General features: G+C 63.9%; 26 protein-coding genes. 13 read left to right on the forward strand and 13 right to left on the reverse strand.

Annotation, left to right across the window (positions count from 1 at the left end; translation table 11 throughout):
• The first annotated feature begins 41 nt into the window (after positions 1–41).
• Positions 42–1892, forward strand: a complete 1851-nt coding sequence (locus KUV72_RS10195) for an SEC-C domain-containing protein (protein ID WP_222238212.1) — start codon at positions 42–44, stop codon at positions 1890–1892.
• Positions 1893–1952: 60 nt separating this feature from the next.
• On the opposite strand, the gene KUV72_RS10200 is transcribed toward KUV72_RS10195, so the two are convergent.
• The gene (locus KUV72_RS10200; RefSeq protein ID WP_222238214.1) at positions 1953–3317 is read right to left on the reverse strand and encodes an AmpG family muropeptide MFS transporter; all 1365 of its coding nucleotides are present in this window, start codon (positions 3315–3317) and stop codon (positions 1953–1955) included.
• 206 nt (positions 3318–3523) lie between these two features.
• On the opposite strand from KUV72_RS10200, the gene rfaH reads away from it, so the two are divergent.
• The 3 genes from rfaH to ccoM all read left to right on the forward strand — a co-directional run bounded on the left by rfaH (position 3524) and on the right by ccoM (position 4907).
• Positions 3524–4066: a transcription/translation regulatory transformer protein RfaH gene (gene rfaH, locus KUV72_RS10205; RefSeq protein WP_206937742.1), complete on the forward strand. Its 543-nt coding sequence runs from the start codon at positions 3524–3526 to the stop codon at positions 4064–4066.
• 25 nt (positions 4067–4091) lie between these two features.
• Positions 4092–4598, forward strand: coding sequence for a peptidylprolyl isomerase (locus KUV72_RS10210; protein ID WP_222238216.1), 507 nt, complete (start codon positions 4092–4094; stop codon positions 4596–4598).
• Between the two features lie 195 nt (positions 4599–4793).
• Positions 4794–4907 carry a cytochrome c oxidase subunit CcoM gene (gene ccoM, locus KUV72_RS19970; protein WP_277987364.1) on the forward strand — a complete coding sequence of 38 codons (114 nt, stop codon included), beginning with the start codon at positions 4794–4796 and terminating at the stop codon, positions 4905–4907.
• A gap of 226 nt (positions 4908–5133) precedes the next feature.
• Here the strand turns inward: ccoM and KUV72_RS10215 are convergent, their stop codons facing one another.
• A complete protein-coding gene (locus KUV72_RS10215; protein ID WP_222238217.1) occupies positions 5134–6855 on the reverse strand; it encodes a proline--tRNA ligase in 1722 nt (573 codons plus the stop codon).
• 475 nt (positions 6856–7330) lie between these two features.
• Here KUV72_RS10215 and KUV72_RS10220 point away from each other — a divergent pair, with 475 nt between their 5' ends.
• Positions 7331–7768 carry a hypothetical protein gene (locus KUV72_RS10220; RefSeq protein WP_206937751.1) on the forward strand — a complete coding sequence of 146 codons (438 nt, stop codon included), beginning with the start codon at positions 7331–7333 and terminating at the stop codon, positions 7766–7768.
• Positions 7769–7792: 24 nt separating this feature from the next.
• Here KUV72_RS10220 and KUV72_RS10225 read toward each other — a convergent pair whose 3' ends face one another.
• Positions 7793–9007: a benzoate/H(+) symporter BenE family transporter gene (locus tag KUV72_RS10225; protein ID WP_222238219.1), complete on the reverse strand. Its 1215-nt coding sequence runs from the start codon at positions 9005–9007 to the stop codon at positions 7793–7795.
• A 144-nt stretch (positions 9008–9151) separates the two neighbouring features.
• On the opposite strand from KUV72_RS10225, the gene KUV72_RS10230 reads away from it, so the two are divergent.
• Complete coding sequence (locus KUV72_RS10230) at positions 9152–9757, forward strand: helix-turn-helix domain-containing protein (protein ID WP_222238221.1); 606 nt, start codon at positions 9152–9154, stop codon at positions 9755–9757.
• Here KUV72_RS10230 and KUV72_RS10235 read toward each other — a convergent pair.
• From KUV72_RS10235 to KUV72_RS10250, 4 genes are all read right to left on the reverse strand, one after another.
• Complete coding sequence (locus KUV72_RS10235) at positions 9721–10737, reverse strand: N-acetylmuramoyl-L-alanine amidase (RefSeq protein WP_261317437.1); 1017 nt, start codon at positions 10735–10737, stop codon at positions 9721–9723. The two genes, KUV72_RS10230 and KUV72_RS10235, sit on opposite strands and share 37 nt — an antisense overlap.
• A 33-nt stretch (positions 10738–10770) precedes the next feature.
• Complete coding sequence (locus KUV72_RS10240) at positions 10771–11949, reverse strand: vWA domain-containing protein (protein ID WP_222238223.1); 1179 nt, start codon at positions 11947–11949, stop codon at positions 10771–10773.
• Positions 11949–12794 (reverse strand): AAA family ATPase, encoded by an 846-nt coding sequence (locus KUV72_RS10245; protein WP_222163072.1) that lies wholly within the window; start codon positions 12792–12794, stop codon positions 11949–11951. The genes KUV72_RS10240 and KUV72_RS10245 overlap by 1 nt, the downstream gene beginning before the upstream one ends.
• A 63-nt stretch (positions 12795–12857) precedes the next feature.
• Positions 12858–13754 (reverse strand): NAD(P)-dependent oxidoreductase, encoded by an 897-nt coding sequence (locus KUV72_RS10250; RefSeq protein ID WP_222238225.1) that lies wholly within the window; start codon positions 13752–13754, stop codon positions 12858–12860.
• Between the two features lie 166 nt (positions 13755–13920).
• On the opposite strand from KUV72_RS10250, the gene KUV72_RS10255 reads away from it, so the two are divergent.
• Together KUV72_RS10255 and KUV72_RS10260 are read left to right on the forward strand one after the other, a co-directional pair.
• Entirely contained in the window at positions 13921–14562 is a 642-nt protein-coding gene (locus KUV72_RS10255) for a LysE family translocator (RefSeq protein ID WP_222238226.1), read from the forward strand.
• A 22-nt stretch (positions 14563–14584) separates the two neighbouring features.
• Complete coding sequence (locus KUV72_RS10260; RefSeq protein WP_222238228.1) at positions 14585–15382, forward strand: metallophosphoesterase; 798 nt, start codon at positions 14585–14587, stop codon at positions 15380–15382.
• 1 nt (position 15383) lies between these two features.
• On the opposite strand, the gene KUV72_RS10265 is transcribed toward KUV72_RS10260, so the two are convergent.
• The 4 genes from KUV72_RS10265 to KUV72_RS10280 form a co-directional block, all read right to left on the reverse strand.
• A complete protein-coding gene (locus KUV72_RS10265) occupies positions 15384–16532 on the reverse strand; it encodes a nucleoid-associated protein (protein WP_222238229.1) in 1149 nt (382 codons plus the stop codon).
• A 66-nt stretch (positions 16533–16598) separates the two neighbouring features.
• On the reverse strand, positions 16599–17360 hold the full coding sequence (locus KUV72_RS10270; protein ID WP_222163075.1) for an ABC transporter permease: 762 nt from the start codon (positions 17358–17360) through the stop codon (positions 16599–16601).
• Entirely contained in the window at positions 17357–18292 is a 936-nt protein-coding gene (locus KUV72_RS10275; RefSeq protein ID WP_222238230.1) for an ABC transporter ATP-binding protein, read from the reverse strand. The genes KUV72_RS10270 and KUV72_RS10275 overlap by 4 nt, the downstream gene beginning before the upstream one ends.
• Before the next feature lie 201 nt (positions 18293–18493).
• Entirely contained in the window at positions 18494–19039 is a 546-nt protein-coding gene (locus KUV72_RS10280; RefSeq protein WP_222238231.1) for a cytochrome b, read from the reverse strand.
• Between the two features lie 231 nt (positions 19040–19270).
• Here KUV72_RS10280 and KUV72_RS10285 point away from each other — a divergent pair, with 231 nt between their 5' ends.
• Positions 19271–19792, forward strand: coding sequence for a cupin domain-containing protein (locus tag KUV72_RS10285; protein ID WP_222238232.1), 522 nt, complete (start codon positions 19271–19273; stop codon positions 19790–19792).
• A 132-nt stretch (positions 19793–19924) separates the two neighbouring features.
• Here the strand turns inward: KUV72_RS10285 and KUV72_RS10290 are convergent, their stop codons facing one another.
• The gene (locus tag KUV72_RS10290) at positions 19925–20203 is read right to left on the reverse strand and encodes a peptidylprolyl isomerase (RefSeq protein ID WP_206937791.1); all 279 of its coding nucleotides are present in this window, start codon (positions 20201–20203) and stop codon (positions 19925–19927) included.
• A 142-nt stretch (positions 20204–20345) separates the two neighbouring features.
• On the opposite strand from KUV72_RS10290, the gene KUV72_RS10295 reads away from it, so the two are divergent.
• The gene (locus tag KUV72_RS10295; protein WP_222238233.1) at positions 20346–20849 is read left to right on the forward strand and encodes a DUF523 domain-containing protein; all 504 of its coding nucleotides are present in this window, start codon (positions 20346–20348) and stop codon (positions 20847–20849) included.
• A gap of 105 nt (positions 20850–20954) precedes the next feature.
• Here KUV72_RS10295 and KUV72_RS19855 read toward each other — a convergent pair whose 3' ends face one another.
• Entirely contained in the window at positions 20955–22208 is a 1254-nt protein-coding gene (locus KUV72_RS19855; protein WP_222563583.1) for a ChaN family lipoprotein, read from the reverse strand.
• Positions 22209–22341: 133 nt separating this feature from the next.
• Here KUV72_RS19855 and KUV72_RS10305 point away from each other — a divergent pair, with 133 nt between their 5' ends.
• The 3 genes from KUV72_RS10305 to KUV72_RS19975 are packed head-to-tail and all read left to right on the forward strand — an operon-like array spanning position 22342 to position 25745.
• Positions 22342–23796 carry a Na+/H+ antiporter NhaC family protein gene (locus KUV72_RS10305; protein ID WP_315857876.1) on the forward strand — a complete coding sequence of 485 codons (1455 nt, stop codon included), beginning with the start codon at positions 22342–22344 and terminating at the stop codon, positions 23794–23796.
• A gap of 6 nt (positions 23797–23802) precedes the next feature.
• Positions 23803–24909 carry a class II histone deacetylase gene (locus KUV72_RS10310; RefSeq protein WP_222238235.1) on the forward strand — a complete coding sequence of 369 codons (1107 nt, stop codon included), beginning with the start codon at positions 23803–23805 and terminating at the stop codon, positions 24907–24909.
• A complete protein-coding gene (locus tag KUV72_RS19975) occupies positions 24906–25745 on the forward strand; it encodes a helix-turn-helix transcriptional regulator (protein WP_206937816.1) in 840 nt (279 codons plus the stop codon). The genes KUV72_RS10310 and KUV72_RS19975 overlap by 4 nt, the downstream gene beginning before the upstream one ends.
• Positions 25746–25782: the final 37 nt, after the last annotated feature.

Genomic DNA, 25782 nt, shown 5'->3' on the forward strand with positions numbered 1-25782 from the left:
ACTGTTAGACTGTGCCGTTTTTAATTTCAGGGGAGAGGGCGATGCTGGCGTTATGGGTGGATCAACTGCTGGGCTATGCCTCTGGCGCCCTGGCAGCCATTCGGCAGGATGAACGCTATCCCAGCCTGATGAGCTGGGCGCGGGAGCAAGGCCCGGACTGTGTGGGTGGCGACAAGTCGCTGGCCCAGGCGCTGGCGCCGGAGCTGTGGTCGCAGACGCCGCTGGCTCGGCTCGATTTCGCCTGTGAAACCCTGGCGCGCCCCGGCCGCAACGAGCCTTGCTGGTGTGACTCCGGACGCAAGATGAAGCAGTGCTGTGGTGCGGTCAGCCTGCCGGGCCACCTGCCTCCACACCTGATGTGGATGCTGTCGCTGCGTGAGTGGAAGGGCGACGCACTTAAAGCGGCGCTGGCCAGCGGTCGAGCCCCCGCCCAGGCGCTGCTCGAGGCGGGCTTGATCGCGGCGGAGTCCGGTCAGCGCGGCCGTGCCCAGCAGATACTCGAGTCCCTGTTCACCAATGCGGACTGGGAGCGATTGCCCGAGCAGGCGGAGCCGGCCTTCGAGATACTGCTCGACCTGTTCCAGGAGCGCGGCTTCCATCGCAAGCGGGAGGCGCTGCTGGACGAGGTGCTGGAGCGAGGTCCGATGTTCCTGCGCGGGGTCGCCCTCGAGCGGCTGTGCCTGATGCATCTGGACAATGACGATCTGGATAGTGCCCGCGCAGCCTTCGTGCGTGCGCAACAGGCCCTGCCAGACTCGCCGACCCTGGCATACATCGAGGCCATGCTGCTGCTGCATGAAGGCAATGACGAGGAGGCGGTGGAGCGCTCACGCTTCTGGCTGCGTCGTCTGACCCGGCAGGGCGACCTCGATCCCGAGCAGTTGCAGTTTCTTGCCGATCTGGCCGACAACCCCGGCGCTACCCTGGCTGACCAGCTATTGAGCGCTGAAGAGGATCTGGCCGAGCCGCTGGTGGGGCTGCAGACCCTGCTGGCTGAGCTGCCGACGCCTCCGCCGATCAAGGTCGAACAGCAGGATGGTGTGCTGGTGTATCGCTCCACGGCACGGGAAGACACCCTGTTTGCGGCCTTCCAGGAAGGCTTTCAGGTGGACGTGGATCCGGACGCCCCCATGGGGTTTCTGGGGGATCCCTGGATCAATGCCAGCGTCTGGTTGCCGGCGCTGTGTGCCAATCCCGAACAGCTCGATTCTCCGGCAGTACTGCAATCGGTGTCGCTGGCATTGACCAGTCGCTTCGGTAGCCTGCCGTGGATGGCGCCCAGCCTGTTCGAGCCGCTGGCCGAACGGCTTGAGCGCTGGCTGCAGCAGGTCAGTCAGAGCGGCGACGGTCCCTTCCAGTGGGATCAGGCGGACAACGCGCAGCTGTTGCGCGCGGGGCTGGCCCTGGTGGTCGGCATGGAGCGCGGATCGCGCCAGCATTCCCGTGAATTGGCCGAGTTGCTGCTGTCGCTGGACGAGCAGGACAGCCTCGGCTTGCGTGAGCTGGTGCTCGACCAGTTGCTGCGTGAGGGCCGTGACGGCGAGGCGTTGTCGATGAGTCGGCAGGCGCTGGAGCAGGCAAGCGAAACGGATGCCGCTGAGCAGGATGCGCCGCTGTTGGGCATGTACATGGGTCAGGTGCTGGCACTGTACCGACTGGGGCAGCTCGACGACGCGGCGGCCGCGCTGGAGAGAGCCAAGCGCCATAACAGCCATGCGGTCTCTCTGCTGTGCAGCGACAACCCCCAGCGCGCGGCGACGCCTCCCAATGGACAATTGGCAGAGCCTGGCACCCGTGCCGAAGCCTGGCAGTACCGCACCCTGATGCGTGACCAGTGGCGGACGACTCCAGGGGCGCTGGACTGGTTGCAGGAACGCGGTTCTCGCCGCTGAAGTGACCGCCCGGCGAGCGAACGTCAGCCGCACCTTTGCGTCTGACGTTCGCTACCGGTATCAGGCCTCGGCGCTGGAGGGCTCTTCCTTCACATAATACCGTTTGATCCACAGCGCCATCGCCACCGCCGGAAGGCCAAGAAGCGAGGCCAGCACGAAGAAGCTGGGGTAGCCCCAACCCTCCACGACCAGCCCGCCAAAGCCTGACAGAAACTTGCCAGGCAAGGTCATCAGTGACGAGAACAGCGCATATTGAGTGGCCGTGTAAGCGCGAGACGTCAGGCTTGAAAGAAACGCCACGAACACCACGCTGGCCAGACCGTTGCTGAGGTTATCGCCCATGATGGTCAGCACCAGCAATTCTTTCTGAGCGCCGCTCATGGCGAGCCAGGTAAACATAAGGTTGGTGAGCACGGTGGCGGCAGCCCCTATCACCAAGATGCGTCCGATGCCGAAGCGCACGACCAGGACCCCGCCGAGCAGTCCCCCCAGTAGGCTCATGACCACGCCAAACACCTTGGTCACGGTGGCGATGGTGTCCAGGCTGAAGCCCAGGTCAACGTAGAGCGGATAGGCCATCGACGCCATCGCCAGGTCGCTGATGCGGTAGATGCCGATGAACACCAGCAGTCCCAGGGCACCTAGCCCAAAGCGCGAGAAGAAATCCAGGAAAGGACAGACCACCGAGCCGATCAGCCAGGCTCCGGTGCGCCTGAACCAGGCGGGTTGGCCTTGGCTGGCACGCAGGAAGCTCCTGACCCTGGGTTCTGCGCTGAGGCGCTGTGCCAGGGGCTTGCGGGGAGGCTCGGGGCGCAGCAGCACGGTGATCATGCCAATGGCGGTCAGTGCGGCCATGCACTGATAGGACAGTTGCCAGGAGCCCAGGTCGGCCAGGTACAAGGCTCCTGCGCCCGCCATGATCAGGCCACCGCGATAGCCAATGATGTAAGTCGAAGCCATGGCTGCCTGCACATCGTCTTCCGCTGACTCGATGCGAAAGGCGTCGATGGCGATGTCCTGGGTGGCGGAGCCGAAGGCGACCATCAGGGCGAACAGCGCCACGCTGCCAAGTTGCTGTGCAGGATCAAGCGTTGATAGGCCCACCAGTCCGGCCATCATCAGTGTCTGGCCGGCCAGCATCCAGCTGCGTCGCTGGCCCAGCCAGCGTGTCAGCAGAGGCAACCGAAAGGCGTCGACCACAGGCGCCCAGAAGAACTTTATCGAATACAGCAGTCCTATCCATGAGAAGAAGCCGATGGCTGCCACCTCAACCCCGGAGGTGCGCAGCCAAGTCGTCAGGGTGGAAAACACCAGCAGGAACGGAAGGCCGGCAGAGAAGCCCAGAAACAGCATGGCCAGTACAGGCGGCCGCAGATAGACGCCAAGGGCCTCGATCCAGCGGCGCATGGCCGAAGGGGTGGGCATGTGAAAGCCTCCTTGCATGATGGTCGGCGATCCGAATGGTAAAATGCGCTCAGTATCCCGGCGCTGCTCGGCGAATTGTTGCAAAGCCGCAGGGACGATACCAGCGGCGCGCGACAAGCCGCGTCGGTGGCGAGCCGGAAACTGAGACCAAGACAGGCCCCCAGGTCATATCCTTGTCCGCCTGGTGGGTGCCCGGAAGGAGTTACATGAGTCACAGCATCAACGAGACGGTCACTGGTGGCGATTCCACGCCGCGCTGGTACGTGATCCAGTGCAAGGGTGGAGAGTCCTTTCGCGCCGCTCAGCATCTGGCCAATCAGGGCTACGAACTCTTCCATCCGGTGCTTGAAGTGCAGAAGAAGCGCCGCAACAAGCTGACCTGGGTCGAAGAGCCACTATTTCCTTACTACCTGTTTCTTCGCCTCGACCAGGTCGAAAGCAACTGGCGCCCCATTCGCTCGACCCGGGGGGTGCTGAAGATCGTCACCTTCGGCCTGTCGATGCCGGTACCGGTCAGCGACGAGCTGGTCGAGCTGTTGCGTCGGCACGGGCAAGAGAAGGACGAAGGCCCGGGGCAGCTGTATTTCCGCGCCGGCGAGAGCGTCGAAATCACCGACGGTCCGTTCAAGGACCTGAAGGCAGTGTTCGATAGCCACAAGGGAGAGGAGCGCGCCATCGTGCTGCTCAACATGCTGCATCGCCAACAGCGCCTTGAAATGCCTGTCGCCGCCTTGAAGCGTCAGGACTGAGACTTATCTCCGAAAGGAACGCATCATGAAGATTGCCCCTCAGAAAGTGGCCCAGCTCCATTATGTGCTCAGTAATAGCCACGGTGAGGTGCTCGACGACTCGCGTCAGCGAGGCGAGCCACTGGAATACCTTCACGGCCACGACAACCTGATGGCGGGGCTCGAGCGAGCGCTCGAAGCGACCGAGCCGGGTTCTCGTGTCGATGTCACCCTGGCCCCTGACGAAGCATACGGACGCAGGGATGAGTCTCTGGTCCGTGAGGTGGGGCGTCAGGCGTTCCCCGCGGCGGAATTGCGCCCTGGGATGTGTTTTCAGACCCCCGGCGATGCCGGTCCCCAGATCGTCACCGTGGTCGAGGTGAAGGACACCACGGTGGTGATCGACACCAATCACCCACTGGCGGGGCAGACCCTGCGCTATCAGGTCGAGGTGCTGGAGGTACGCGACGCGACCCGCGCGGAACTGGCGAAGGGGCACCCACTGCCCGCGGGTACCGAAGCCTCATCGGTGGAAGATCGCAAGGTGCTGTAGGCCGCTGGCTGACCACCGCCTGCGCTGTCCGCGACCGCCAGAAAAAGCCGCCCTTGGGCGGCTTTCGCGTGAATGGACGACGGCTGATATGGCGGCGGGCGAATGTCGCACAGGGACCCTTGACTCAGGTCAGCACAATTCATCAGGAGGGCGGCTAAGCTTGAACCATCAACACAGCAAGGGGAGGGCAGGGCCATGTATCTCGATGATGCAGTGATCTTCGGTCTGGGGGCTGTCGCCCTTTCTGTGGTCTTCATGGCGGGCTGGATCGCCTTTGTCATTCGCGACAGTCATCGTCGCAAGCGATAGGTTCCGCGTAGACAGGTTGGGTGTCATGTGCACAGCACCCAGCCATTGACCAGCGTCAGGGGAGGGGGAGTCATCCCCCTTTTTCAACCGGCCCTTCGGGGCCGGTTTTTTTATCTGCAGGATTCGCAGCACGGCATGAGCAGCCCTGCGGCTGTCGCGTCGCCGCCAGATCAGACCTGTGCCAACGGCCCGGACGCCTCAGCGCCCGGGACCGTTGAGGGCCCTGTTACAGGGCGATACGCTGCTTGAGGAAGTCGACGATGGCGTCGGCGGGCACCATGGTGGCGTCACTGTCGCGGCGCCCCTTGTACTCAAGCTCGCCCTTGTCCAGGCTACGGTCTCCCACGACCAGGCGATGGGGAAGGCCCATCAGCTCCTGGTCGGCAAAGCGCACGCCGGGACGCAGATCACGATCATCCAGCAGCACGTCGAAGCCTGCCGCGGTGAGCTCGTCATGCAGGCGATCGGCCGTTTCGCGCACGCGCTGGGACTTGTGTGCGTTCATCGGCACAATGGCCACATGGAAGGGGGCGATCGCATCGGGCCAGATGATGCCGTTGTCGTCGTGGTTCTGCTCGATGGCAGAAGCCACCACCCGGGTCACACCAATGCCGTAGCAGCCCATCCACGGGTGGATGGCACGACCTTCGTCACCGAGCACGGTGGCATTCATGGCTTCGCTGTACTTGCGGCCCAGCTGGAACACGTGACCGACCTCGATACCGCGCTTGATCGACAGTATCCCCTTGCCGTCCGGCGAGGGGTCGCCTTCGACCACATTGCGGATGTCGGCCACCTGGGGCAGCGCCACATCACGCTCCCAGTTGATGCCGAAGTAGTGCTTGCCGTCGACGTTGGCGCCGGCGCCGAAGTCGCTCATCAGCGCGACGCTGCGGTCGATCACGATCGGCATGTCGAGTCCCACCGGTCCCAGTGAGCCAGGCCCTGCGCCAACTGCAGCACGGATCTCTTCTTCGCTTGCCATGGTCAGCGGGGTGGCCACCTGCTCCAGATGCTCGGCCTTGACCTCGTTGAGCTCGTGGTCGCCGCGCACCAGCAGCGCCACCAGACCGCCTTCGCTGCCCTTGACCATCAGTGTCTTGATGGTCTTTTCGATGGCAAGGCCATGCTGTTCCACCAGGGTGGCGATGGTCTTGGCGTTGGGGGTGTCGACCAGACGCAGCTCCTCGCTGGGCGCTGCACGGCTGGCGTCACTGCCCAGCGGCGCCGGCAGCGCTTCAGCCTTCTCCATGTTGGCGGCGTAGCTGGACTCGGTGGAGAACACGATGTCGTCTTCGCCGGAGTCGGCCAGTACATGGAACTCGTGGGAGCCGGTGCCACCGATGGAGCCGTTGTCGGCGATCACCGGACGGAAGTCGAGACCCAACCGCGTGAAGATGCGCACATAGGCGTCATACATCTTCTGGTAGGTATCCTTGAGGGACGCCTCGTCCTGATGGAAAGAGTAGGCGTCCTTCATGATGAACTCGCGCGAGCGCATGACCCCGAAGCGCGGACGAATCTCGTCACGGAACTTGGTCTGAATCTGGTAGAAGTTGGCGGGCAGCTGCTTGTAGCTGGCAATTTCCTTGCGCACCAGGTCGGTAATGACTTCTTCATGGGTCGGGCCGACACAGTAGTCGCGCTGGTGCCGGTCCTTGAGGCGCAGCAGCTCAGGTCCATACTGCTCCCAGCGGCCAGACTCCTGCCACAGCTCGGCGGGCTGTACGGCAGGCATCAGCAGCTCCTGGGCACCGGCGCGATCCATTTCCTCGCGCACGACCCGTTCCACCTTGCGCAGAGTGCGCAGGCCCAGTGGCAGCCAGGTGTACAGGCCAGAGGTCAGACGGCGGATCATGCCCGCACGCAGCATCAGCTGGTGGCTGACGACTTCAGCGTCGGCAGGCGTTTCCTTGAGGGTACTGATCAGCAGGTCGGTGGCGCGCATGGGTCCGCAGATTCCTTCACATCGAGTCGATAGATCGTAGAGCGTCGAGGGATACGGCAGAGTCTTCTATTGCCGGTGATCAGGCGCTGCCTGATATCGGTCGACGCTCGCAATGGAGAGTGTGGTGTGTTGACGATGTCACTCATCAAAAGTGTCGAGCATTGTACGGTGAAGCTGTCGCGGCGGCAAAACAGCGTCATCCAGGGAAGCCAATCTTGGCAGCCTGCACAACGCCAGACCACCGTTGGTGCGAACCGGAATCTACGTACCGCAGCGGAGTCGACAGCGGGAGTGCTGCGCAGCGTTGGCCAGGTCAGCTAAGTGGTGCAGAAAAACGTGCTAGGATGCGTGCGAGTTTTCTCATGGAAGATGTCGCCAAGGCGGCGGGATGGCCTCCACGGCCGCCCCAGGCAGCGATATCGACCTTGTTACCATCGCGTTACCATCGCGCTAGAAACTGCAAAGGAAGTTGTTCATGTTACGTCCACCCCGTCTGCTTACCGGCCTGGTCCTGGCCACTACCCTGACCTCACTCGCCGGCTGCGGCACCGTCTTTCATCCGGAGCGCAAGGGGCAGATCAGTGGACGTATCGACCCGGTGGTGGCCGTTGCCAACGGTGTGGGCCTGCTGTTCTTCATCGTGCCTGGCGTGATTGCCTACGCGGTAGATTTCTCCAACGGCACGATCTACCTGCCCGGTACCAGCACCACCTCGGTCGATGCATTGCCCATGGGCGAGGCCCGTGATCTGGCGAGCCTGGAGCAGCTGATCAGTGAACGCGCCGGCACCGCGGTGAGCCTGAGCAATGAGCTGGTGCGCGTCGAGCAAGTGGCGACCCTGGACGAGGCGCTGGCGATGGTGCGTATGGCCAGTGACGAGGCGTCTCATGGAGCAGCGCCCACCTCCAGCTAGCTTGGTAACGCGCCTGGGGCCTTCTCAGGCGCGCCATGCCCCCAGGGCAACGATGACCAGTCCAGCGATCAATCCCCAGAAGGCCGATCCAATCCCAGCCAGGGTCAGGGGAGAGGCGGTGACCGCAAAGGTCACCAGCGCCGCGTCCAGATGGCGAGCGTCGGAAAAGGCGGTGGTCATCGCCCCACCCAGGGTGGCCATCAGTGCCAGTCCCGCCACTACCGCAATCAATCCCTCAGGCAAGGCAGCGAACAGCGCGGCCACGGTAGCGCCCAGGGTCCCCAGCACCAGGTAGCCGATACCGGCTGCCACGCCGGCGGTGTAGCGGCGATGCGGGTCAAGGTGCGCCTCTTCCCCCAGGCAAGGCGCCGCGCTGATGGCGGCCATGTTGATGCCATGCCCAGCGAAGGGAGCCATCAGCAGCGACGCCAGCCCGGTGGTGCCCAGGCAGGCGCCGACAGGAGGCGAGTAGCCCGCACTGCGGACCATGGCCAGGCCCGGCAGATGCTGAGTGGTCAGGGCCACGGCGAACAGCGGCACGCCAATGCCCAGACAGGTCGCCAGGTCAAACGCCGGGGAGACCCATTCAGGTCGCGTCAGCATCAGCGAGACCTGGGCGACCTGGAAATCCCCCCGCGCCAGGCTTATCGCGATCCCGGCCATCAGCACCGCGATGATGGCAAGCCTTGGCAGCCAGCGTCGGCACAGGACCCATACGCTCAATAGCAGCAATGGCATCCAGGGATCGACACGGACAGTAGCGAAGATATCGAGAACGAACGGCAGCAGGATGCCCGCCAGCATCGCTGAGGCCAATGCTGCCGGGACGATGGCCATGATCCGAGTGACCACGCCGCTGGCGGCGACCAGCAGCATGCACACCGAGGCCACGATGAACGCGCCCACGGCCTGGTCGAAGGCGACCCCCGGTAGCTGGGTGACCAGCAGGGCTGCGCCCGGCGTCGACCACGCCGTCAGCAGCGGCATGCGATAGCGCCAGGACAGTCCCAGGGTGGTCAGGCCCATGCCGATGCCCAGGGCCCACATCCAGGAGCCGATCTGTGATGGGGGAATTGCCGCCGCCTGGGCGGCCTGGAAGATGATGGCGGCGGAGCTGGCGTAGCCGATCAGTACCGACACCAGCCCTGCTGCCACGGTGGAAGCATGCAGGTCGTTGGCCAGCTGACGCTTTTCGGGGGGAGTCGCTGGCTCAGCAAGAGTGGAAGACGGCTCGGTCATGGGGCGTGTCGCTGTGTGTTGGGAAGGGCGGGTAGGTTGTGCGTTATAACGTCCAAGGCTAGCAGTGGGCGTTATAACGCACAAGCGCTGTGGGCTCGAGCCTCTGTATACTGGTGCGCGTCACGCATTTTCATGAGAGACGACATGTCGGACACTGCCCACCACATCGGCCACCATATCGCCAGCTCCCTCAAGGGGCTGCGCCAGGCGCGGGGCTGGAGCCTGGCACATACCGCCAGGGAGACCGGGGTCAGCAAGGCCATGCTGGGCCAGATCGAGCGTGGGGAGTCGAGTCCTACGGTGGCGACGCTGTGGCGCATCGCCAGTGGTTTTCGGGTGAGTTTCTCGTCGTTGTTCGGTCAAGGCCCCGGCACCGATGACTCGCCGCTGGAGCAGCGCCACTGCAGTACCAGTGATTCGGTGTGGGGGCAGGACAGCGCGGGTATGCAGGCAAAGTTGTTGTTTCCGTACGATCCCCTGCTGGGCTTCGAGATGTTCGAGATTGAACTCGCCGCAGGCGCTGAAAGCGCCTCCAGCCCCCATGCGCCTGGGGTGGTCGAGCACCTGGTCGTGCTCGAGGGCACGCTGGTGTTGGCTGTGGGCGATGAGTGGCACCGTTTGACGGCGGGGGAAGGGCTACGTTTCTGTGCTGACCGGCCGCACCTGATGCGCAACGAAGGGCCCGCGGTGCTGCGTTTTCACGACGTGATCCATTACCTGCCCGGCGCGGCTGGAGGAGCGGCTGGTTGAGGCTCAGCTGGTTGCGGCTCGGCCAGTGTCGCCAGCGCCTCTGGCTGGTATCGCTCCAGTAGAGCCCACAGGCGTGCGCAGGTGTCTGCGTCGAGATTTCCGCTGAAGTCGGCGGGACGAAAGTGAAGCTGGAATGCTCGCAGGGTGGCGCGGGTCGCGTCATCCAGCACGCCGCTGACGTCGATGTCATAGCCCCAGGCACGCAGCGCCCGCTGCACCGTCTCAATCGAGGGGAGGCTCCCTCCTGCGATACGTTGGCGAGCGTCGAAGCGCTGGGCATAGTGGGCCACCCGCTCCGGCTCGGGCCAGGCACCAATGCCGGCATCATGCAGCCGTTTCCAGGGAAATGCCGGGCCTGGGTCCAGCTTGCGCGTGGGCGCGACGTCAGAGTGTGCCAGCACGTGCCTGGCCTCGATGCCATGCCGCTCGATGATATCCCGGGACAGGGCGATCAGCGCTTCAATCTGGCTGTCGGGGTAGGGCATCCAGCCGACTCCCTCGGGGGGCTCCAGCTCGCTGCCGACCCAGGGCTGGTCGGGGCCCTGATTGACAATCTCGATGCCGATGGAGGTATCGTTGAGGCCGACGCGGTTGCCCCAACGGCTGGCGCCGGCGTGCCAGGCACGGCGAGACTCGGGCACCAGCTGAAACACCACGGGTGAGCCCTGGAGTCGACGTGTTGGCAAAGGCAGTAGGTAGTGACTGGAGACCCGTGGTCCGGTGAGTGCGCGCAGCGAGTCGGCCTGGTTTTCATCGGTATAGTGCAGGATCAAGAAATGCACGCGGCTGTTGTGGCCACGGGCGGGGTGACGATGGTCCACCACATAGCCGTCACGGGGTTCCAGAGCGGGCCTAGAGTAGGAGTGGATCAGCCCTTCCGTGGCGACCCCGGTGGCCATGTCGCAGCCGGCCAGCCACACCAATGCGCCGGCAAGCACCAAGAGTCTGAGTCGGCGAAGTGGCTGCGGCAGGTGGGGCATCGACGGGTCCTTGATCAGATCCGGGGTCGTGGTCTAGCGAGCCAGCTCGCGCATGGCCTCGTCGAGTCCTTCCAGCGTCATGGCGTACATGCGCGCCTGCACCAGCTCGCGGATGATCCTGGTCGAGGGCGTATATTCCCAATAGCGCGGCGGGTTGGGGTTAAGCCATACCAGGCGAGGGTAGCGCTCCACCAGTCGCTTCAGCCAGATGCCGCCCGGCTCCTCGTTGAAGTGTTCGACGCTGCCGCCGGGGTGAGTGATCTCGTAGGGTGACATCGACGCATCGCCCACGATCACTACCTGGTAGTCCGCGCCGAAGGTGCGCATCAGCTCCAGCGTGGAATACCGCTCCTTGTGACGGCGCGCATTGTGTCGCCACACGCCTTCATACAGACAGTTATGGAAGTAGAAGTGCTCCAGGTGCTTGAACTCGGAGCGCGCCGCCGAGAACAGTTCCTCGCAGACGCGAATGTGGTCGTCCATGGAACCGCCCACGTCCAGAAACAACAGCACCTTCACCGCGTTGTGGCGCACCGGGCGCATGCGCAGGTTCAACAGGCCGGCATCCCGAGCGGTGTCGCGAATCGTGGCGTCGATATCGAATTCTTCCAGTGCACCCTGTCGAGCGAAGCGGCGAAGACGGCGCAGTGCCATCTTGATGTTGCGCGGACCCAGGGCCTGATCATCGTCATAGTCGCGGAAACGGCGTTCATCCCAGACCTTGATCGCACGACGATGGCGCGAGCCATCCTGGCCGATACGCATCCCCTCGGGGTTGTAGCCATAGGCGCCGAAGGGGCTGGTACCGCCGGTACCGATCCACTTGTTGCCACCGGCGTGGCGTCCCTGCTGTTCCTTGAGGCGTTGCTTGAAGGTCTCGATCAGCGCCTCGAGTCCGCCCAAAGATGTGACCTGCGCCTTTTCCTCGTCGCTCAACTGGCGCTCGAACTCCCGGCGCAGCCACTCCTCGGGGATCAGTGCGTCAATGGCCGCATCGAGGCTTTCCACGGACCCGATCCAGGCGGCGAAGGCGCGATCGAAGCGGTCGAAGTGGCGCTCATCCTTGACCATGATGGTGCGGGCCAACTGATAGAAGGCGTCCACATCGGCAAAGGCAATGCCGGAGTCCACGGCGGCATGCAGGTCCAGTAGTTCGCGCAGGGATACCGGGACCTGCTGGCGCCTGAGACTGTCGAACAGATCGAGAAACATCAGCGCCCCTGACGCCGCACCATAAAGGCCAGGCGCTCCAGCAGAGCCGTATCCTGCTCGTTCTTGACCAGGGCGCCGGCCAGGGGCGGCAGACTCTTGGCTGGATCGCGCTGGCTCAGGGCTTCCCGCGCCACGTCGTCGGCCATCAGCAGCTTCAGCCAATCGACCAGCTCAGACGTGGAGGGGCGCTTCTTGAGGCCCGGCGCCTCGCGCAGCTCAAAGAACACTTCCAGGGCCTGGCTGACCAGCCTTGGGGCGATATCCGGGAAGTGTACGGCGACGATACGCTCCATGGTGGCGCGGTCGGGAAACTCGATGTAGTGGAAGAAGCAGCGGCGCAGGAAGGCGTCGGGCAGCTCCTTCTCGTTGTTGGAGGTGATCACCACGATGGGGCGGTGGCGCGCCCGGATCGTCTCGCCGGTCTCGTAGACAAAGAATTCCATTCGATCGAGTTCCTGCAGCAGGTCATTGGGGAACTCGATGTCGGCCTTGTCGATCTCGTCGATCAGCAGTACCACCCGTTCGTCGGCGGTGAAGGCTTCCCATAGCTTGCCGGGCCGCAGGTAGTTGGCCACATCCTCGACCCCGTCGATGCCGAGCTGGGAATCTCGCAGACGGCTGACCGCGTCGTACTCGTAGAGGCCCTGGGCGGCCTTGGTGGTGGACTTGATGTGCCAGGTCACCAGGCGGGTGCCCAGGGACGCGGCCAGTTCTTCTGCCAGCAGCGTCTTGCCGGTGCCTGGCTCGCCCTTGATCAGCAGCGGGCGCTCAAGGGTGACGGCCGCATTGACGGCCTGCTTGAGCGCATCGGTAGCCACGTAAGTGGCGGTGGAGTTGAACGCCATGGAAAAGCATCCTGTAACTGATGGCGGATGTCGAACGAGTGTACGGCGCCGCCGCAGACGGGTCTAGCTACGCTGCGCGTCGTCACGATAGAGCCGAATCAACGTCGCCGGATCGCTCTCGCCTTCGCCCCTGGCCAGTCGACTGCGCATCAGCTGGGCGGCCAGCGCAGCCATCGGCGTGGCGCTGGCTTGGCGATAACCCTGAGCGGTGGCCATGTCGACATCCTTGAGCAGGGTGCGCAGGTGCCAACTGGGCGCCTTGAAATCACGCTCGGCCATGCGCGGTACCAGCATGCGAAAAGGCGTTGAGTCGGCAAAGCCGCCCGCCAGGGCCTCTGGCAACAGGCCGGCATCGACACCGCTGGACTCGGCCAGTGCCACCATTTCGGCGATCGCTGCGGTATTGCAGGCCACCAGCAGTTGATTGCACAGCTTGGTGACCTGGCCTGCGCCTACCGGACCCATATGGGTGATGCGCGAGGCCAGTGGTTGCAGGATCGTCCTGGCGGCGTCCACGTGGGCTCGGTCGCCTCCACACATGATCGCCAGGCTGCCGGCCTCGGCACCCGCCACGCCACCGGAGACCGGGGCGTCGACCCAGCTGAGGCCGGATTCGGCGGCCAGCTGGGCAAGCTCCCGGGTGGCGGCCGGGTCGGCGCTGGTCAGGTCAATGATGGCGCCACCGGGACGCGCGTTGGCGATGACCCCCTCGGCCCCGAGCATCAGCTCGCGCAGCACCTCGGTATTGGCCACGCAGGTGATCACCACGTCTACCTGAGCGGCCAACTGCGCCACGCTATCGGCGACCCTGGCGCCGGTCTCCGCAGCGACGGCGTCGGCCTTAGCTCGGGTGCGGTTGTAGAGGACCAGCGGATGACCGGCCTTGGCTAGCCGGCGGCTTAGCGGGTCGCCCATCAGACCGATACCGATAAAGCCGAGGCGGGGCAGCAACGCGGACATGGTAGAACTCCTTGGCAGGGGAGAAGGGGGCGGCGTCTTGAGTTGGCCGGGCAAGGGAAGACAGCATGCAGCAAGGTGTGTTTCTGGCTCAACTGGGTTGCGCGTTGAGGGCCCGTCGCCTAGCGTGGAAGGCTTTGCTACCGACGCTGCCGCCACGAGATCCGCCATGCTCGAGTATACCCTGGCCCACTGGGTCACCTTTCTGTCGGCAGCCTTGCTGCTGAATCTCTCACCGGGGCCTGACATGGCTTTTGTACTGGGCCAGACCGCGCGACATGGCCGCAGTGGGGGCTTCGCTGCGATGTTCGGGGTATGGAGTGGGGCGGGCGTGCATGTGCTGATGGCGGCGCTGGGTTTGTCCGCCGTGCTGGCAACGTCCGCGGTCGCCTTCGGCCTGATCAAGTGGGTCGGCGCGGCGTACCTGCTGTGGCTAGGCATTCAGGCGCTGCTCGCCCGCCCGTCCAGCGAAACGGCGGCGCCGGCCCCGTCTCTGCCTGGGGCTGCCAGCATCTATCGCCAGGGCGTCGTGATCTCTCTGCTGAACCCGAAGGTCGCCATCTTCTTCCTGGCCTTTCTGCCTCAGTTCGTGGTGCCAGGCGCAGGGCCGGCCAGCCTCCAGCTTGCCCTGCATGGGTTCTTGATCATTGCGGTGGCGGGGCTGATCGAGCCGCCGCTGGTGATCCTGGGCGCCAGGCTGGTCACAGCGCTGCGCGGCAATCGTCGTCTTGGTCTATGGTGTGAGCGAGGGTTGGGGGCGCTGTTCATTGGCCTGGCGGCCAGGCTGGCCATGAGTGAGCGCAGCCCATAACGCTTAAGCCGGAGGCGAGCTCATGCGCCTGAGAATCCTGTCGGACCTGCACTTGGAGCACTTCGAGGGGGATCGCCTGCTGCCCGACATCGAGGCCGATATGGTGATCCTGGCAGGTGATATTCATCTAGGCCTGCAGGGAATCGAGTGGGCTGCTGCGCGCTTTCCCGATCAGCCCGTGATCTACGTGCCGGGCAATCACGAATTTTACAAGCATCGCATGGAGCCCCTGCGCAAGGAGATGCGTGAGCGCGCGGCCACGCTGGGCATTCACCTGCTCGACAACGCACGACTTGAACTCGACGGCGTGCGCTTTCTGGGGACGACACTGTGGACCGACTTCGCGCTCTACGATGAGCGTCCCGACCCGCAGGACATCCCTGCGGAGACGCTGTCCGCTGCACTCAGGCAGATGCCCGACTTCGCGATCATCGAAGAACCTGATGGCGAGGTCTTCTCGCCGGAGCGCAGCGTCGAGCTGCACCGCGAGAACCGGGCCTGGCTTGAGACCGAGCTCGCCAGGCCCTTCGCCGGTGCCACGGTGGTGGTCAGCCACCACGCTCCCCTGGCCGAGTGCATTCCTGCCCACTATCAGGGCGACCCGCTGTCGCCGGCCTTTGCCTCACGCCTCGAGTCGCTGATGGAGGGCGTGGCGCTGTGGGTCCATGGCCACGTCCACGACCCGGTGATGCTGACGCTGGGGGACACCCGCGTGGTGGCCGTGCCCGGCGGCTATCCCGGCGAGCGTTCGGAGGACGAGCTGCGCCTGGATCGGGTAGTCGAGGTCGAGAGCATGGCGTCGCAATCCCGGGAGGCCTGAACTAGCCCCCCTGCAGCTGTTCCTTGAGCTTGCTGGGCAGCTTCTTGATGATCAATCGGTCATGTTCTTCGTCGTACTCGATGCTGTTGCCCAGCAGGTGGGAGTCGAAGCTGATCGAGACGCCCTCGGCGCGGCCGGTGAAGCGGCGGAACTGATTGAGGGTGCGCTTGTCCGGCGGGATTTCCGGTGACAGGCCGTAGTCGGCGTTGCGAATGTGCTCGTAAAAGGCCCGCGGATTGTCATCGTTGACCAGGGCGGAGAGCTCATCCAGGGTCATCGCTTCACCGCGACTTGCCTGGTCCTGGGCGTAGTCGATCAGCGCATCGGTCTTTTCCCGCGACGCTTCCTCCTCCATGTCTTCCTGCTCGACATAGTCGCTGAAGGCCTTCAGCAAGGTACGGGTTTCGCTCTTTGGATCGACGCCTTCGCTAGCGCCCAAAAGGGCCTGCAGGTCGTCGGCCAGCTTCTTCGCGCCGCGATCTGCCAGCATCGACAGGTACTGACTCGACGGGCCGCCGTCCTGCCATTGGGTCAGGTTGAGGCGAAAGGCCAGCGACATCTGACTGTGATTGAGCTGCCCGGTGATGCCGACGCGACCGTCTTCACCGATGACGAAACCGTCCCGATGGTGAACCAGTGCGACGAACAGGTGGCGGGTCTCGCCCTGGCGCTGGTCGACCATGAGCAGGTGGCCTCCGGTGGGCAGGTGCGCGTCGACCACGCCCTTGATGGCCTCGCCAAGCTCCCTGGCCAGTGTCTGAAAGTCTCGCTCGCCGTCGAGGAAGGCACGAAACTCCGCAGGGAAGCGGCTGGTGGTCGCCACTACCGGACCTTCATCAGAGGCGTCCAGGCCAGAGGAGCCTGCACCAGAGGTCCCTGTCGCGGAGGAGTCATCGTCGTCCCAAGGGGCGACATCCTCGCCGCTGGCGTCGCTATCCTGCACGCTCGGGCGATCCGTGGTGCTGGGGGGAGCGTGCTCATTGAGCCGGCCCCAGCGCTTGGCCTTGCCGTGGTAAGCGTCGGTCAGGCGGGTGACCAGGCTGTCCAATGCGTCGCTGTCGGGATGCAGCTCGCTGGCAGGCTTAAGCGTTGCCGGGATGTCGCTGGCGCTCTTGTCCAGGCGCTGGATGACGCAGGCAGAGATCGGCATGGAAACCTCGTGACCAAAAAACGGCGGCAGATGATAGCGTACTTGGGGCGTCAGACCGAAGCCGATTCATGGCTTGAGGCGATAGCCGCTGCGGAAGATGGCATGGATGACCGCCAGCGCCAGGGCCATGAACAGCAGAATCATGCCCAGACTGACCCATACGCTGACATCGCCGAGTCCATAGAAGCTGTAGCGGAAACCCGACACCAGGTAGACCACCGGATTGAACAGGGTCACCGTTTGCCACAGGGGAGGCAGCATGTCGATGGAGTAGAAGGTTCCGCCGAGGAAGGTCAGCGGCGTGATGACCAGAAGCGGCACCAGCTGTAGTTTTTCAAAGCCATCGGCCCAGATCCCGATAATGAAACCGAGCAGACTGAAGGTCAGTGCGGTCAGCACCAGAAACAGCAGCATCAACAGCGGGTGCATGATGGTAAAGGGCACGAACAGGCTGGCCGTTGCCAGCACGATCAAGCCGAGCACAATAGATTTGGTGGCGGCAGCGCCGACAAAGCCCAGCACGATCTCCAGCGGCGAGATGGGAGCCGATAGAATCTCGTAGACCGACCCCGAAAAGCGTGGGAAGAAGATCCCGAATGAGGCATTGGAGACACTCTGGGTCAGCAGCATCAGCATGATCAGCCCCGGCACGATGAAGGCACCGTAGGGAATGCCCTCGACCTCACTGATGCGTGAGCCAATGGCGGAACCAAAGACCACGAAGTACAGCGAGGTGGATAGCACGGGGGATACCACGCTCTGCAGCACGGTGCGCAGGCTTCGGGCCATCTCTGCCAGGTAGAGCGTCTTGACCGAGGTGATGTTCATGGTCGCTCCTTGACCAGATTGACGAAGATTTCCTCCAGCGAACTCTGGCGAGTGTGCAGGTCCTTGAATGCGATGCCGGCGGCGTCGACGTCTGCGAGCAAGTCGGCGATGCTGCTCTCACCGTCGTCTGCACCGTCATAGTGGTAGACCAGCGCATGGCCCTCGTCGCTCAAGGCCAGGTGGTGGTGAGCCAGGGCGTGCGGAACAGCGTCGAGGGGTTCGCGCAAGTGCAGGGTCAATTCCTTGCGGCCGAGGCTCGCCATCAGCGCCTGCTTTTCCTCCACCAGCACCAGCTCTCCGGCACGAATGACGCCGATGCGCTCGGCCATCTCTTCCGCTTCCTCGATGTAATGCGTGGTGAGGATAATGGTGACGCCGCTCTCTCTGAGGCCTCGCACCACCTCCCACATGTCACGGCGCAGTTCGACGTCGACCCCGGCGGTGGGCTCATCCAGAAACAGTACCTGGGGTTCGTGGGCCAGTGCCTTGGCGATCAGCACCCGACGTTTCATGCCGCCGGACAGGGTGATCAGCCGGTTCTTGCGCTTTTCCCACAGGCTGAGCTGGCGCAGCACCTTCTCGATATGTGCCGGATCCTTGGGCTTGCCGAACAGGCCGCGGCTGAAGGACACCGTGTCCCATACGGTGGAGAAGGCTTCACTGGTCAACTCCTGGGGCACCAGCCCGATCAGCGAACGGGCAGCACGGAAATCATCGAGAATATCGTGGCCGTCAACCCTGACGTGGCCTGATGAGGGATTGACCAGCCCGCAGATGACGCTGATCAAGGTGGTCTTGCCTGCCCCGTTGGGGCCAAGCAGGGCAAAGATCTCGCCGCGCTTGATGCTCAGGTCGATGCCCTTGAGCGCCTCGAATCCGCCGGCATAGATCTTTGTCAGCGCCTGGACATCAATGATCGGGGAGTCGCTCATGGGTGCCTTCCCCCGGGGTCAAGGTTTTGGTGCGGCGGGTGAGGCAGTCCTGATGAATGCTCCATGCTGACGTCCTTATCGATGGCCTTCGCCCATCCTAGCGCGGTTGTCTGTATCTGCACACCGGCCCGATCCACGCCCTGGCCGGTGTGTCCCCTCCGCCGGGGCCGCAGGTTCATGCCGTCCATGGCTGCGGCGGACTTATTTCCTGGCGCTGACGTCAAGCATGCGGGGCAGGACATCCTGCTGCCTGGGATTCATGCGGTGATGAACCGCCATCAACACGTGCCCCAGGGCCATCGCGAACAGCGCCCACCCCAGCCAGCCGTGGAGCAGATTGGCAGGGAGCATCATCCACTCGATCTTGTCGCCGTCAAAGCCTGACATGAGCTCGATGCCGAAGGGCGAAAAGGCGCGCCCGGAGCCATATTGGCGCATCAGCGCAATCGACGGAATCACGACCAGCAGGGCGTATAGCGCGAGATGACCCAGATGCGACGGCAGGTTGAGGCTGGATGGGCGGCGGCGCTGGTTTAACAGCGCCCAGGCCACCCGGCCCAGCATCAGGATCAGAATCAGCAGGCCCACCGGCTTGTGGGTAGCCCAGGTCAGTTTATCCAGCCAGGAATCTTCGAACAGCACTGTGGTGGTGGCCGTGACGAGCTGCCACAGCACCAGGGCAGCGATGCTCCAGTGGAAGAAACGGCTGATACTGCCATAACGTTCGGGTGAATCGATGATCGACATAGGGGACTCCTCATCCTCGGTCGGGGCGGTCGATGGTTGTTTTTGCATAGCCTAACTCGGCCCAGCGGGCAGGGCTGGGGAATTTTCCCAATAGAATGTGCACGAAGCTGCAGCCGTGGGTCGAACATGCCGTTCGGCACGGGACGTTACCGGAACGGATGTAAGGAAGGCGGTGGTGGCGTCATCCAAACACTCTCGTCACCGACGACGTTGTCCCAAGAGGTCTGCTCCATGGTTCCTGAGTCTCCCCTGACGTTGAAACGAGTGACCAGCAAGAACAAGGCGTGCGGTACTGTGACTCTGCCCCAGTCGCCCGGGCGCTTGCTGTGGTTGGCGTCGCGGTTGGCGTTCGCCCTGGCGCTGCTGATTGCGGTAACGCCCCAGGCGTCGGCACAGAGTGGCGAGCAGGTAACGCCCAGCGTGTCCCAGAACATCATGCAGCAGAAGTGGGTGTCAGACGATTCCAACCTGATCTCCACCGTCGTACTGGTTACCCTGGACCCGGGGGCCAGTCTGCCGCCCCATCGCCACGCAGGGCCAGCCTACGTCAAGGTGGCCGCCGGCGAGGTGATCTCACAGCTTGAGGGTGGGGAAGAAGAACGCTTTGGGCCTGGCGACGAGTGGCGAGAGCCGGAGGGCGTGCGTCATGTGAAGCTGGTCAATGCCAGCGATGAAAGTGCTGCGGAATTGATCGTGGTGATGATCCACACCCGCGGTGAACCCCTGACCCGAGTCGAGAAGACAGTGGAGTAGATAACAGCGGCAGGAAGGGGGGCAGAAGAGGCTGCCTAAGACACTGTTTTAGACACCAAGGCCACGCTTTGGCGTGGCCTTGGTTTGACTAGCATGGTGTGGCTAGATCGGCGTGACTCGCTCGGCGGGATATCAACCGCGGCTGGTGACTTCCAGCAGGTGGTAGCCGAACTGGGTCTTGACCGGGCCCTGGACCTTGTTGAGCTCGGCGGAGAACACGACTTCGTCGAACTCGCGCACCATCTGGCCGGGGCCGAAGCTGCCCAGGTCGCCGCCCTGGCGGCCGGACGGGCAGGAGGAGTGTTCGCGGGCGGCGTCGGCAAAGTCACGACCGTTCTCGATTTCGGCCTTGAGGGCCTGGCACTTGTCTTCGCTGTCGACGAGGATATGGCGAGCAGTAGCTTGAACCATGGGAAACTCCAATTGAGTGCTGGGGGAATCAAAGGTGGGCGGAGCTTAGCATGCTGCGGCACACAGGGCATCCTGTCGTCGAGCGGAGGTAGCCGCCAGCGATGCCATGTTGACGATAGAAGTGATGGTGAGGAGTTGCCACGTGAACAAGGTTCTGGTCAGTGCTTGCCTGCTGGGAGACCCGGTGCGCTATGACGCCAGTCACAAGGCCCTGGGCGATGCGCGTCTGAGGCGCTGGCGCGAGGAGGGGCGGCTGGTACCCATCTGTCCGGAAGTGGCGGGAGGATTGCCGACGCCAAGACCTCCCGCCGAAATCCAGGGAGGGCAGGGACGTCAGGTGCTGCACGGGCAGGCAAGGATCGCGGATGACGCCGGGGACGATCCCACCGATGCCTTTATCCGGGGTGCAAAGCTTGCGCTGTCCGCGGCCAGGCGCCATGGGGTTCGCCTGGCCCTGTTGATTGACCGCAGCCCCTCCTGCGGCAGCACCCAGATCTACGACGGCCATTTTGAGGGCACTCTGGTGGCCGGTGAGGGAGTCACCACGGCGTTGCTGCGTGCCTCTGGCATTGAGGTCTTCGCTCCCCACCAGCTGGACGCCCTGGGAGAGCGGCTGGCCCAGCTCGACGCAGACGAGGCGTTTTGAAGGGCGGGCGTCAGTGAGGGGCCACGCTCAAGGCTCGGACTGCTTGGCTTCCTCAGCCTCCTGTCGCTGCGGGACCGGCCTATGGGCCGCGCGCTATTCCTCAACCTATCCCTCAACCTCGGTGGGCGCTGGGGGAAAACTGACCGTCAGCGTGTGGTGGGCCCGTTCGCGCCTTACCTCGACTCTCGCCTGGGTCCCCGGCATTACGCGGTTCACCAACGCCTTGAGCTGCGCAGGCTGGTCAAGGGGTTGGCCAGCAAAGCGCAGCAGGCGATCACCGACACGCAGCCCCGCAGCCGCGGCGGGGCTATCGGGTGCCACCTCGCTGACTACCAGACTGCCTTCGTCCATGTCGACGCCAACCCCCAGTCGCGGTCCATGCTGAATCATGTCGTTGTGCACCACAAAGATCGCATCGGCGAGCCCGTCGTCGGCCGTGCAGGCCTCGTCCACCGTCAGCGGTAGCAGGCTCGACACCGCGCGGATATCCCGGTGTGAAAGCTGCGTTTCGATGCCCTCGCCATAGCTGGTATGTCCCATTCCCACCAGGCCCACCGCCAGGTAGCCGTCGTCTACCAGCTCGGTAAGTCCGTACGCCATGGCCGTGTCCCAGACCTGCTGGGCGTAGACGAAGTCATCGATCATTCCGGCATCGAATACGCGACTGCCGATTTCGTCACCAAGTTCGGCCGCGTGCTGGGCCAGGCTCTCTTCCAGGCGCTGCCGGTACGAGGGCGATGCCGGGGCCGGTTCCGGGATGCCGTGACGCTCAGTGGGTGGAACGGCCATGACACCTTGCTCGACCAGGCGTCGGCGTAGCTCCGGGGTGACGTTGAGTGCCTTCAGCGGCAGGCGATGGTCACGGGCAAAGTGCAGTATCGGCAGGTAGAGCGCGGCGTCAAAGCCCCAGTAGCGATACCACTGGCTCTGCTTGAGCAGCTCTGTCTCGTCGATGTTTCCGGCCACCCAGGCATCCAGCGCCGCCTGGCTTTCCCTTGGCAGCATCTCCAGGCCGATGGCCAGGCGCGGCTGCTGGGCGTGCAGGGCGCTGATCGCCGCCAGCTGAAAACGATGGTGGGCAGGCTGGTCGTGGCGCTCGCCCAGCAGTACCACCTGCTCGTCCGCCAGCGCCGCCCAGCCCATGGGAGGGGAGCGGCTGGTCAGGCTGGCTCCTGGCGTTCGCCAATCGCCGGGGAGGGCACAAGCGGTGCCCGGGGCGCCTGTCGAGGGCGCGGCGACGGGTGGCTGGGTGTCATCGCCCATAGGGGATGCCAGGGCCATGTTCAGCGGTGCCGACAGTGATACCAGCATCGACGCCAGCGCTGGCAGACATAGCCGGACATGGCGGTGTTGGGACATGGGATGAGTCTCCTGACATCGAGGGTCTTGAGTGTGGCGATGGTCCGCATGGGGATATCGCCGCAGGTGCTAGGGCAGTGCTATCAAAGGCATCGCACGGTCACATTTCAACAACAACCCGATGGTGACGACAGTGGATCATAGTCTTTCAGAGCTGGCGAATCGTCGCCAGGACCCCAATCGCGGCCTGCGTCGCGGCTTGCTCTTTCTCAGTGTGGTGCTGGTTGCCAGCCTGTCCGGCCACTGGCTGATCCAGGATGGCCACTATGGCGCCTACGCGCTGGTGCCCACGGTGGTCGTCATTTCCATGGCGCTGATCACCCACCGTACCCTCGAGGCGCTGATGGCTGGGTGTCTTAGCGGTTTCATCATCCTGTCACCTTCCAGCGCCATTCAGGACATGGCGCTGGCGGGGCTGGAGGTCATGCAGCAGCCGACCATGGGCTGGATCGCCCTGGTCTGTGGGCTGCTGGGTGCCTTGATTGGCCTTTTGCAGTTCGTCAGGGGCACCGAGGCCTTCAGCGATAGCGCGGGCCGCCTGTTGACCACGCGCAGACGGGCCATGCTGGGGGCCACGGGCCTTGGCATCCTGATCTTCATCGACGATTACCTCAATGCCATGACGGTATCGGCGGCGATGAAGAAGCTGTTCGATCGACTCAAGATTTCCCGCTCGATGCTGGCCTATATCGTCGATTCCACCGCGGCGCCGATCTGTCTGCTGATACCGTTCTCGACCTGGGCCATCTATCTGGCGGGACTGCTGGAAAGCCAGGGCATTGCCTCAACCGGAGAGGGCTTCGCCACCTATCTCGGCCTGATACCGATGCTGTTCTACCCCTTGATTGCGCTGCTGGTGGTACTGCTGGTAGCGCTGGGGGTGTTGCCTGCCCTTGGGCGCATGCGCGCGGCAGAGGCGGGAGATGAGCTGGTGGACGATAGCAGCGCCGAGCAAGCCGACGAGGTGCAGCGCCAGATCACGCCCCGCTTGATCAATTTCGTACTGCCGGTGACCACGCTGCTGCTGGCGACCTGGTGGTTCGGTATCGATGCGCTGATCGGTGTCGGCTTCGCCCTGCTGGTTGCCCTGGCGCTGTATGCAGCGCAGCGGATCGCGCCGCTCAATCGCATGTTTGATGAGCTCCTGGGGGGCTTTCAGCAGATGCTGCTGCCCCTCGGCATCGTGTTCGCCGCCTTCCTGCTGCAAACGGTGAACCAGAACCTCGGCCTGACCGAGACGCTGGTGGCCTGGGTCGAACCTTTGATGCAGGGAAGCTGGTTGCCGGGCGTCACCTTCCTGCTGCTGTCAGGACTGGCCTTTGCGACGGGGTCCTTCTGGGGCGTCTACGCCATCGCCTTTCCCATCGTGATTCCCCTGGCCGAGGCGACCGGGGCCTCCATGGGGCTGACCCTGGGGGCGATGATTTCGGCCGGTGCCTTCGGTTCCCACGCCTGTTTCTTCGGTGACTCCACCGTGCTCAGTGCACGTGGCTGCGGAGTGACGCCGATCCAGCACGCCCTGACACAGCTGCCGTACGTGCTGCTGGCGGCAGGTGCCAGTGCCATTCTCTATTTCCTGCTGGGGTAGCCACGAATGCAACGACGTACGGCCTTCGCCTTTCATGAGCACTGCCTGTGGCACGACAACGGTCCCTGCTCGGTCTTTGCGACGCCTGGTAAACATGTCCAGCCTGCGGCCGCGGTGGAACACCCGGAGACCAAGCGACGCCTCAAGAATCTGCTGGAAGTCACCGGACTGATGGATGAGCTGGTGCCGATCAAGGGGGCCCCTGCCGATGAGAGCGATCTGCTGCGTTTCCATACCGCCGAGTATCTGGCGCGGCTGGCGCAGATGAGCGAGTTTGGCTTTGGTGATGCCGGGGAGTGCGCGCCGCTGCGGCGTGACAGCTACGACATCGCCCGTCGCTCCACCGGACAGGCGATTGCCGCCATGGATGCGGTGCTGCGCGGAGACGCCGACAACGCCTATGCCCTGTGTCGCCCTCCAGGGCACCACGCCGAGCGGGACCGAGGCCGCGGTTTCTGTCTGCTGGGCAATATCCCGATCGCGGTCATGACCATGATGGCGCGCCATCCGCTCAAGCGTGTCGCGGTCATCGACTGGGACGTGCACCATGGCAACGGCACCGAGCAGGCATTCTGGGAGCGCGATGACGTGCTCACCCTGTCGCTGCACCAGGACCGCAACTACCCCGTCGACAGTGGAGACATCGAAGATATCGGGGGTGGTGTCGGCCGCGGCTACAACCTGAACGTGCCGTTGCCGCCGGGCTCGGGTATCGGCGCCTACCAGGCGGCCATCGAGCGCGTGGTGGTGCCGGCGCTGGAGCGCTTTCGCCCAGAGCTGGTGGTGGTGGCCTGTGGTTATGACGCCAGCGCCATGGATCCCCTGGGCGGCATGATGCTCAATAGCCAGGCCTATGCGGAGATGACGGCCAGGCTGCTCAATGTGGCGGACAGACTGTGCCAGGGCCGCCTGGTGATGGTGCATGAGGGAGGCTACAGCGAGGGCTACGTGCCGTTGTGCGGTCATGCGGTCATCCAGACTCTGGCAGGATCAGCGATCCAGGCCGATGACCCCATGAACGACGAGATCGCACGCTGGGGCCAGCAGACGTTGCAGCCGCATCAGGAGGCTTTGCTGGCACGCCTTGATGGCTTGGTCAGACACCTGGGGTGACGTATTCTGACCCGATGGATGTTTGCCGCCCCTGCCGTTTGCCCTCGAAGGTGCTGCCACCGAGCGATCTTGCGCCGGTGGCGCGCCTTGCCGACCGCGTGCGTTCGCCCAATTTTCTCGAGGGGTTAGGGGAGGTGCTGGGTGCCTATGCCCCGGGGATCAGCTATGCGGTGATGCACTTTCCCGGCGTGGGCAGGCCCACGGTGCTGGCGCATAACCTGTCGGCGGTGCTCGATCGTCGGGTGCTGTTACCCTATGTGGAGCGCATGTACCTGCTCGACCCGTTTCATCAGCATTGGCAGTCCCAGGCGGCGCCAGGGGTGTGGTGGCTTGAAGAACTGGCGCCCGCCGGCTTCCGCGAGACGGAATACTTCGCGACCTACTACCGCAACCTGGGCCTTGAACGGGAAGCCGCCGCGTTCTTTTCGCTGGGAGAAGGGGATGGCATCACGATGTCTTTTGGGGCCTACGGTGCTCTGGAGGAGGGCGCCGATCACGTCACCCTGATGGCCCAGGTGGCCTATCTGTTTCCTCTGCTTGAGTCACTGGTTCGCCAGTTCTGGCTGGTGTCGAGTCTGCATCTGCCGCGGGAGGAACAAACGCCAAGCCTGCTGGCGAGCTTTGGACAGGATCGGCTGAGCGAGCGTGAGCGAGAGACCGCCTGGCTGATTCTGCGGGGACATACCAGTCCGGAGATCGCGAGCAAGATGGGAATTTCTACCGGCACCGTCAAGAATCATCGCAAGCGCCTGTATGCCAAGCTGAACATCTCGAGCCAGGCAGAGCTGTTCCGGCAATTTATGCTATTTCAGCACCAGTCCGATGGACGCGCCTGACAGGCCCCGTGTCTGCTACCATGGCGCGCCTGTCCCC

Origin of the sequence: Halomonas sp. DP4Y7-1 (genome assembly GCF_019800705.1) — a bacterium.
Classification (GTDB): domain Bacteria; phylum Pseudomonadota; class Gammaproteobacteria; order Pseudomonadales; family Halomonadaceae; genus Halomonas; species Halomonas litopenaei_A.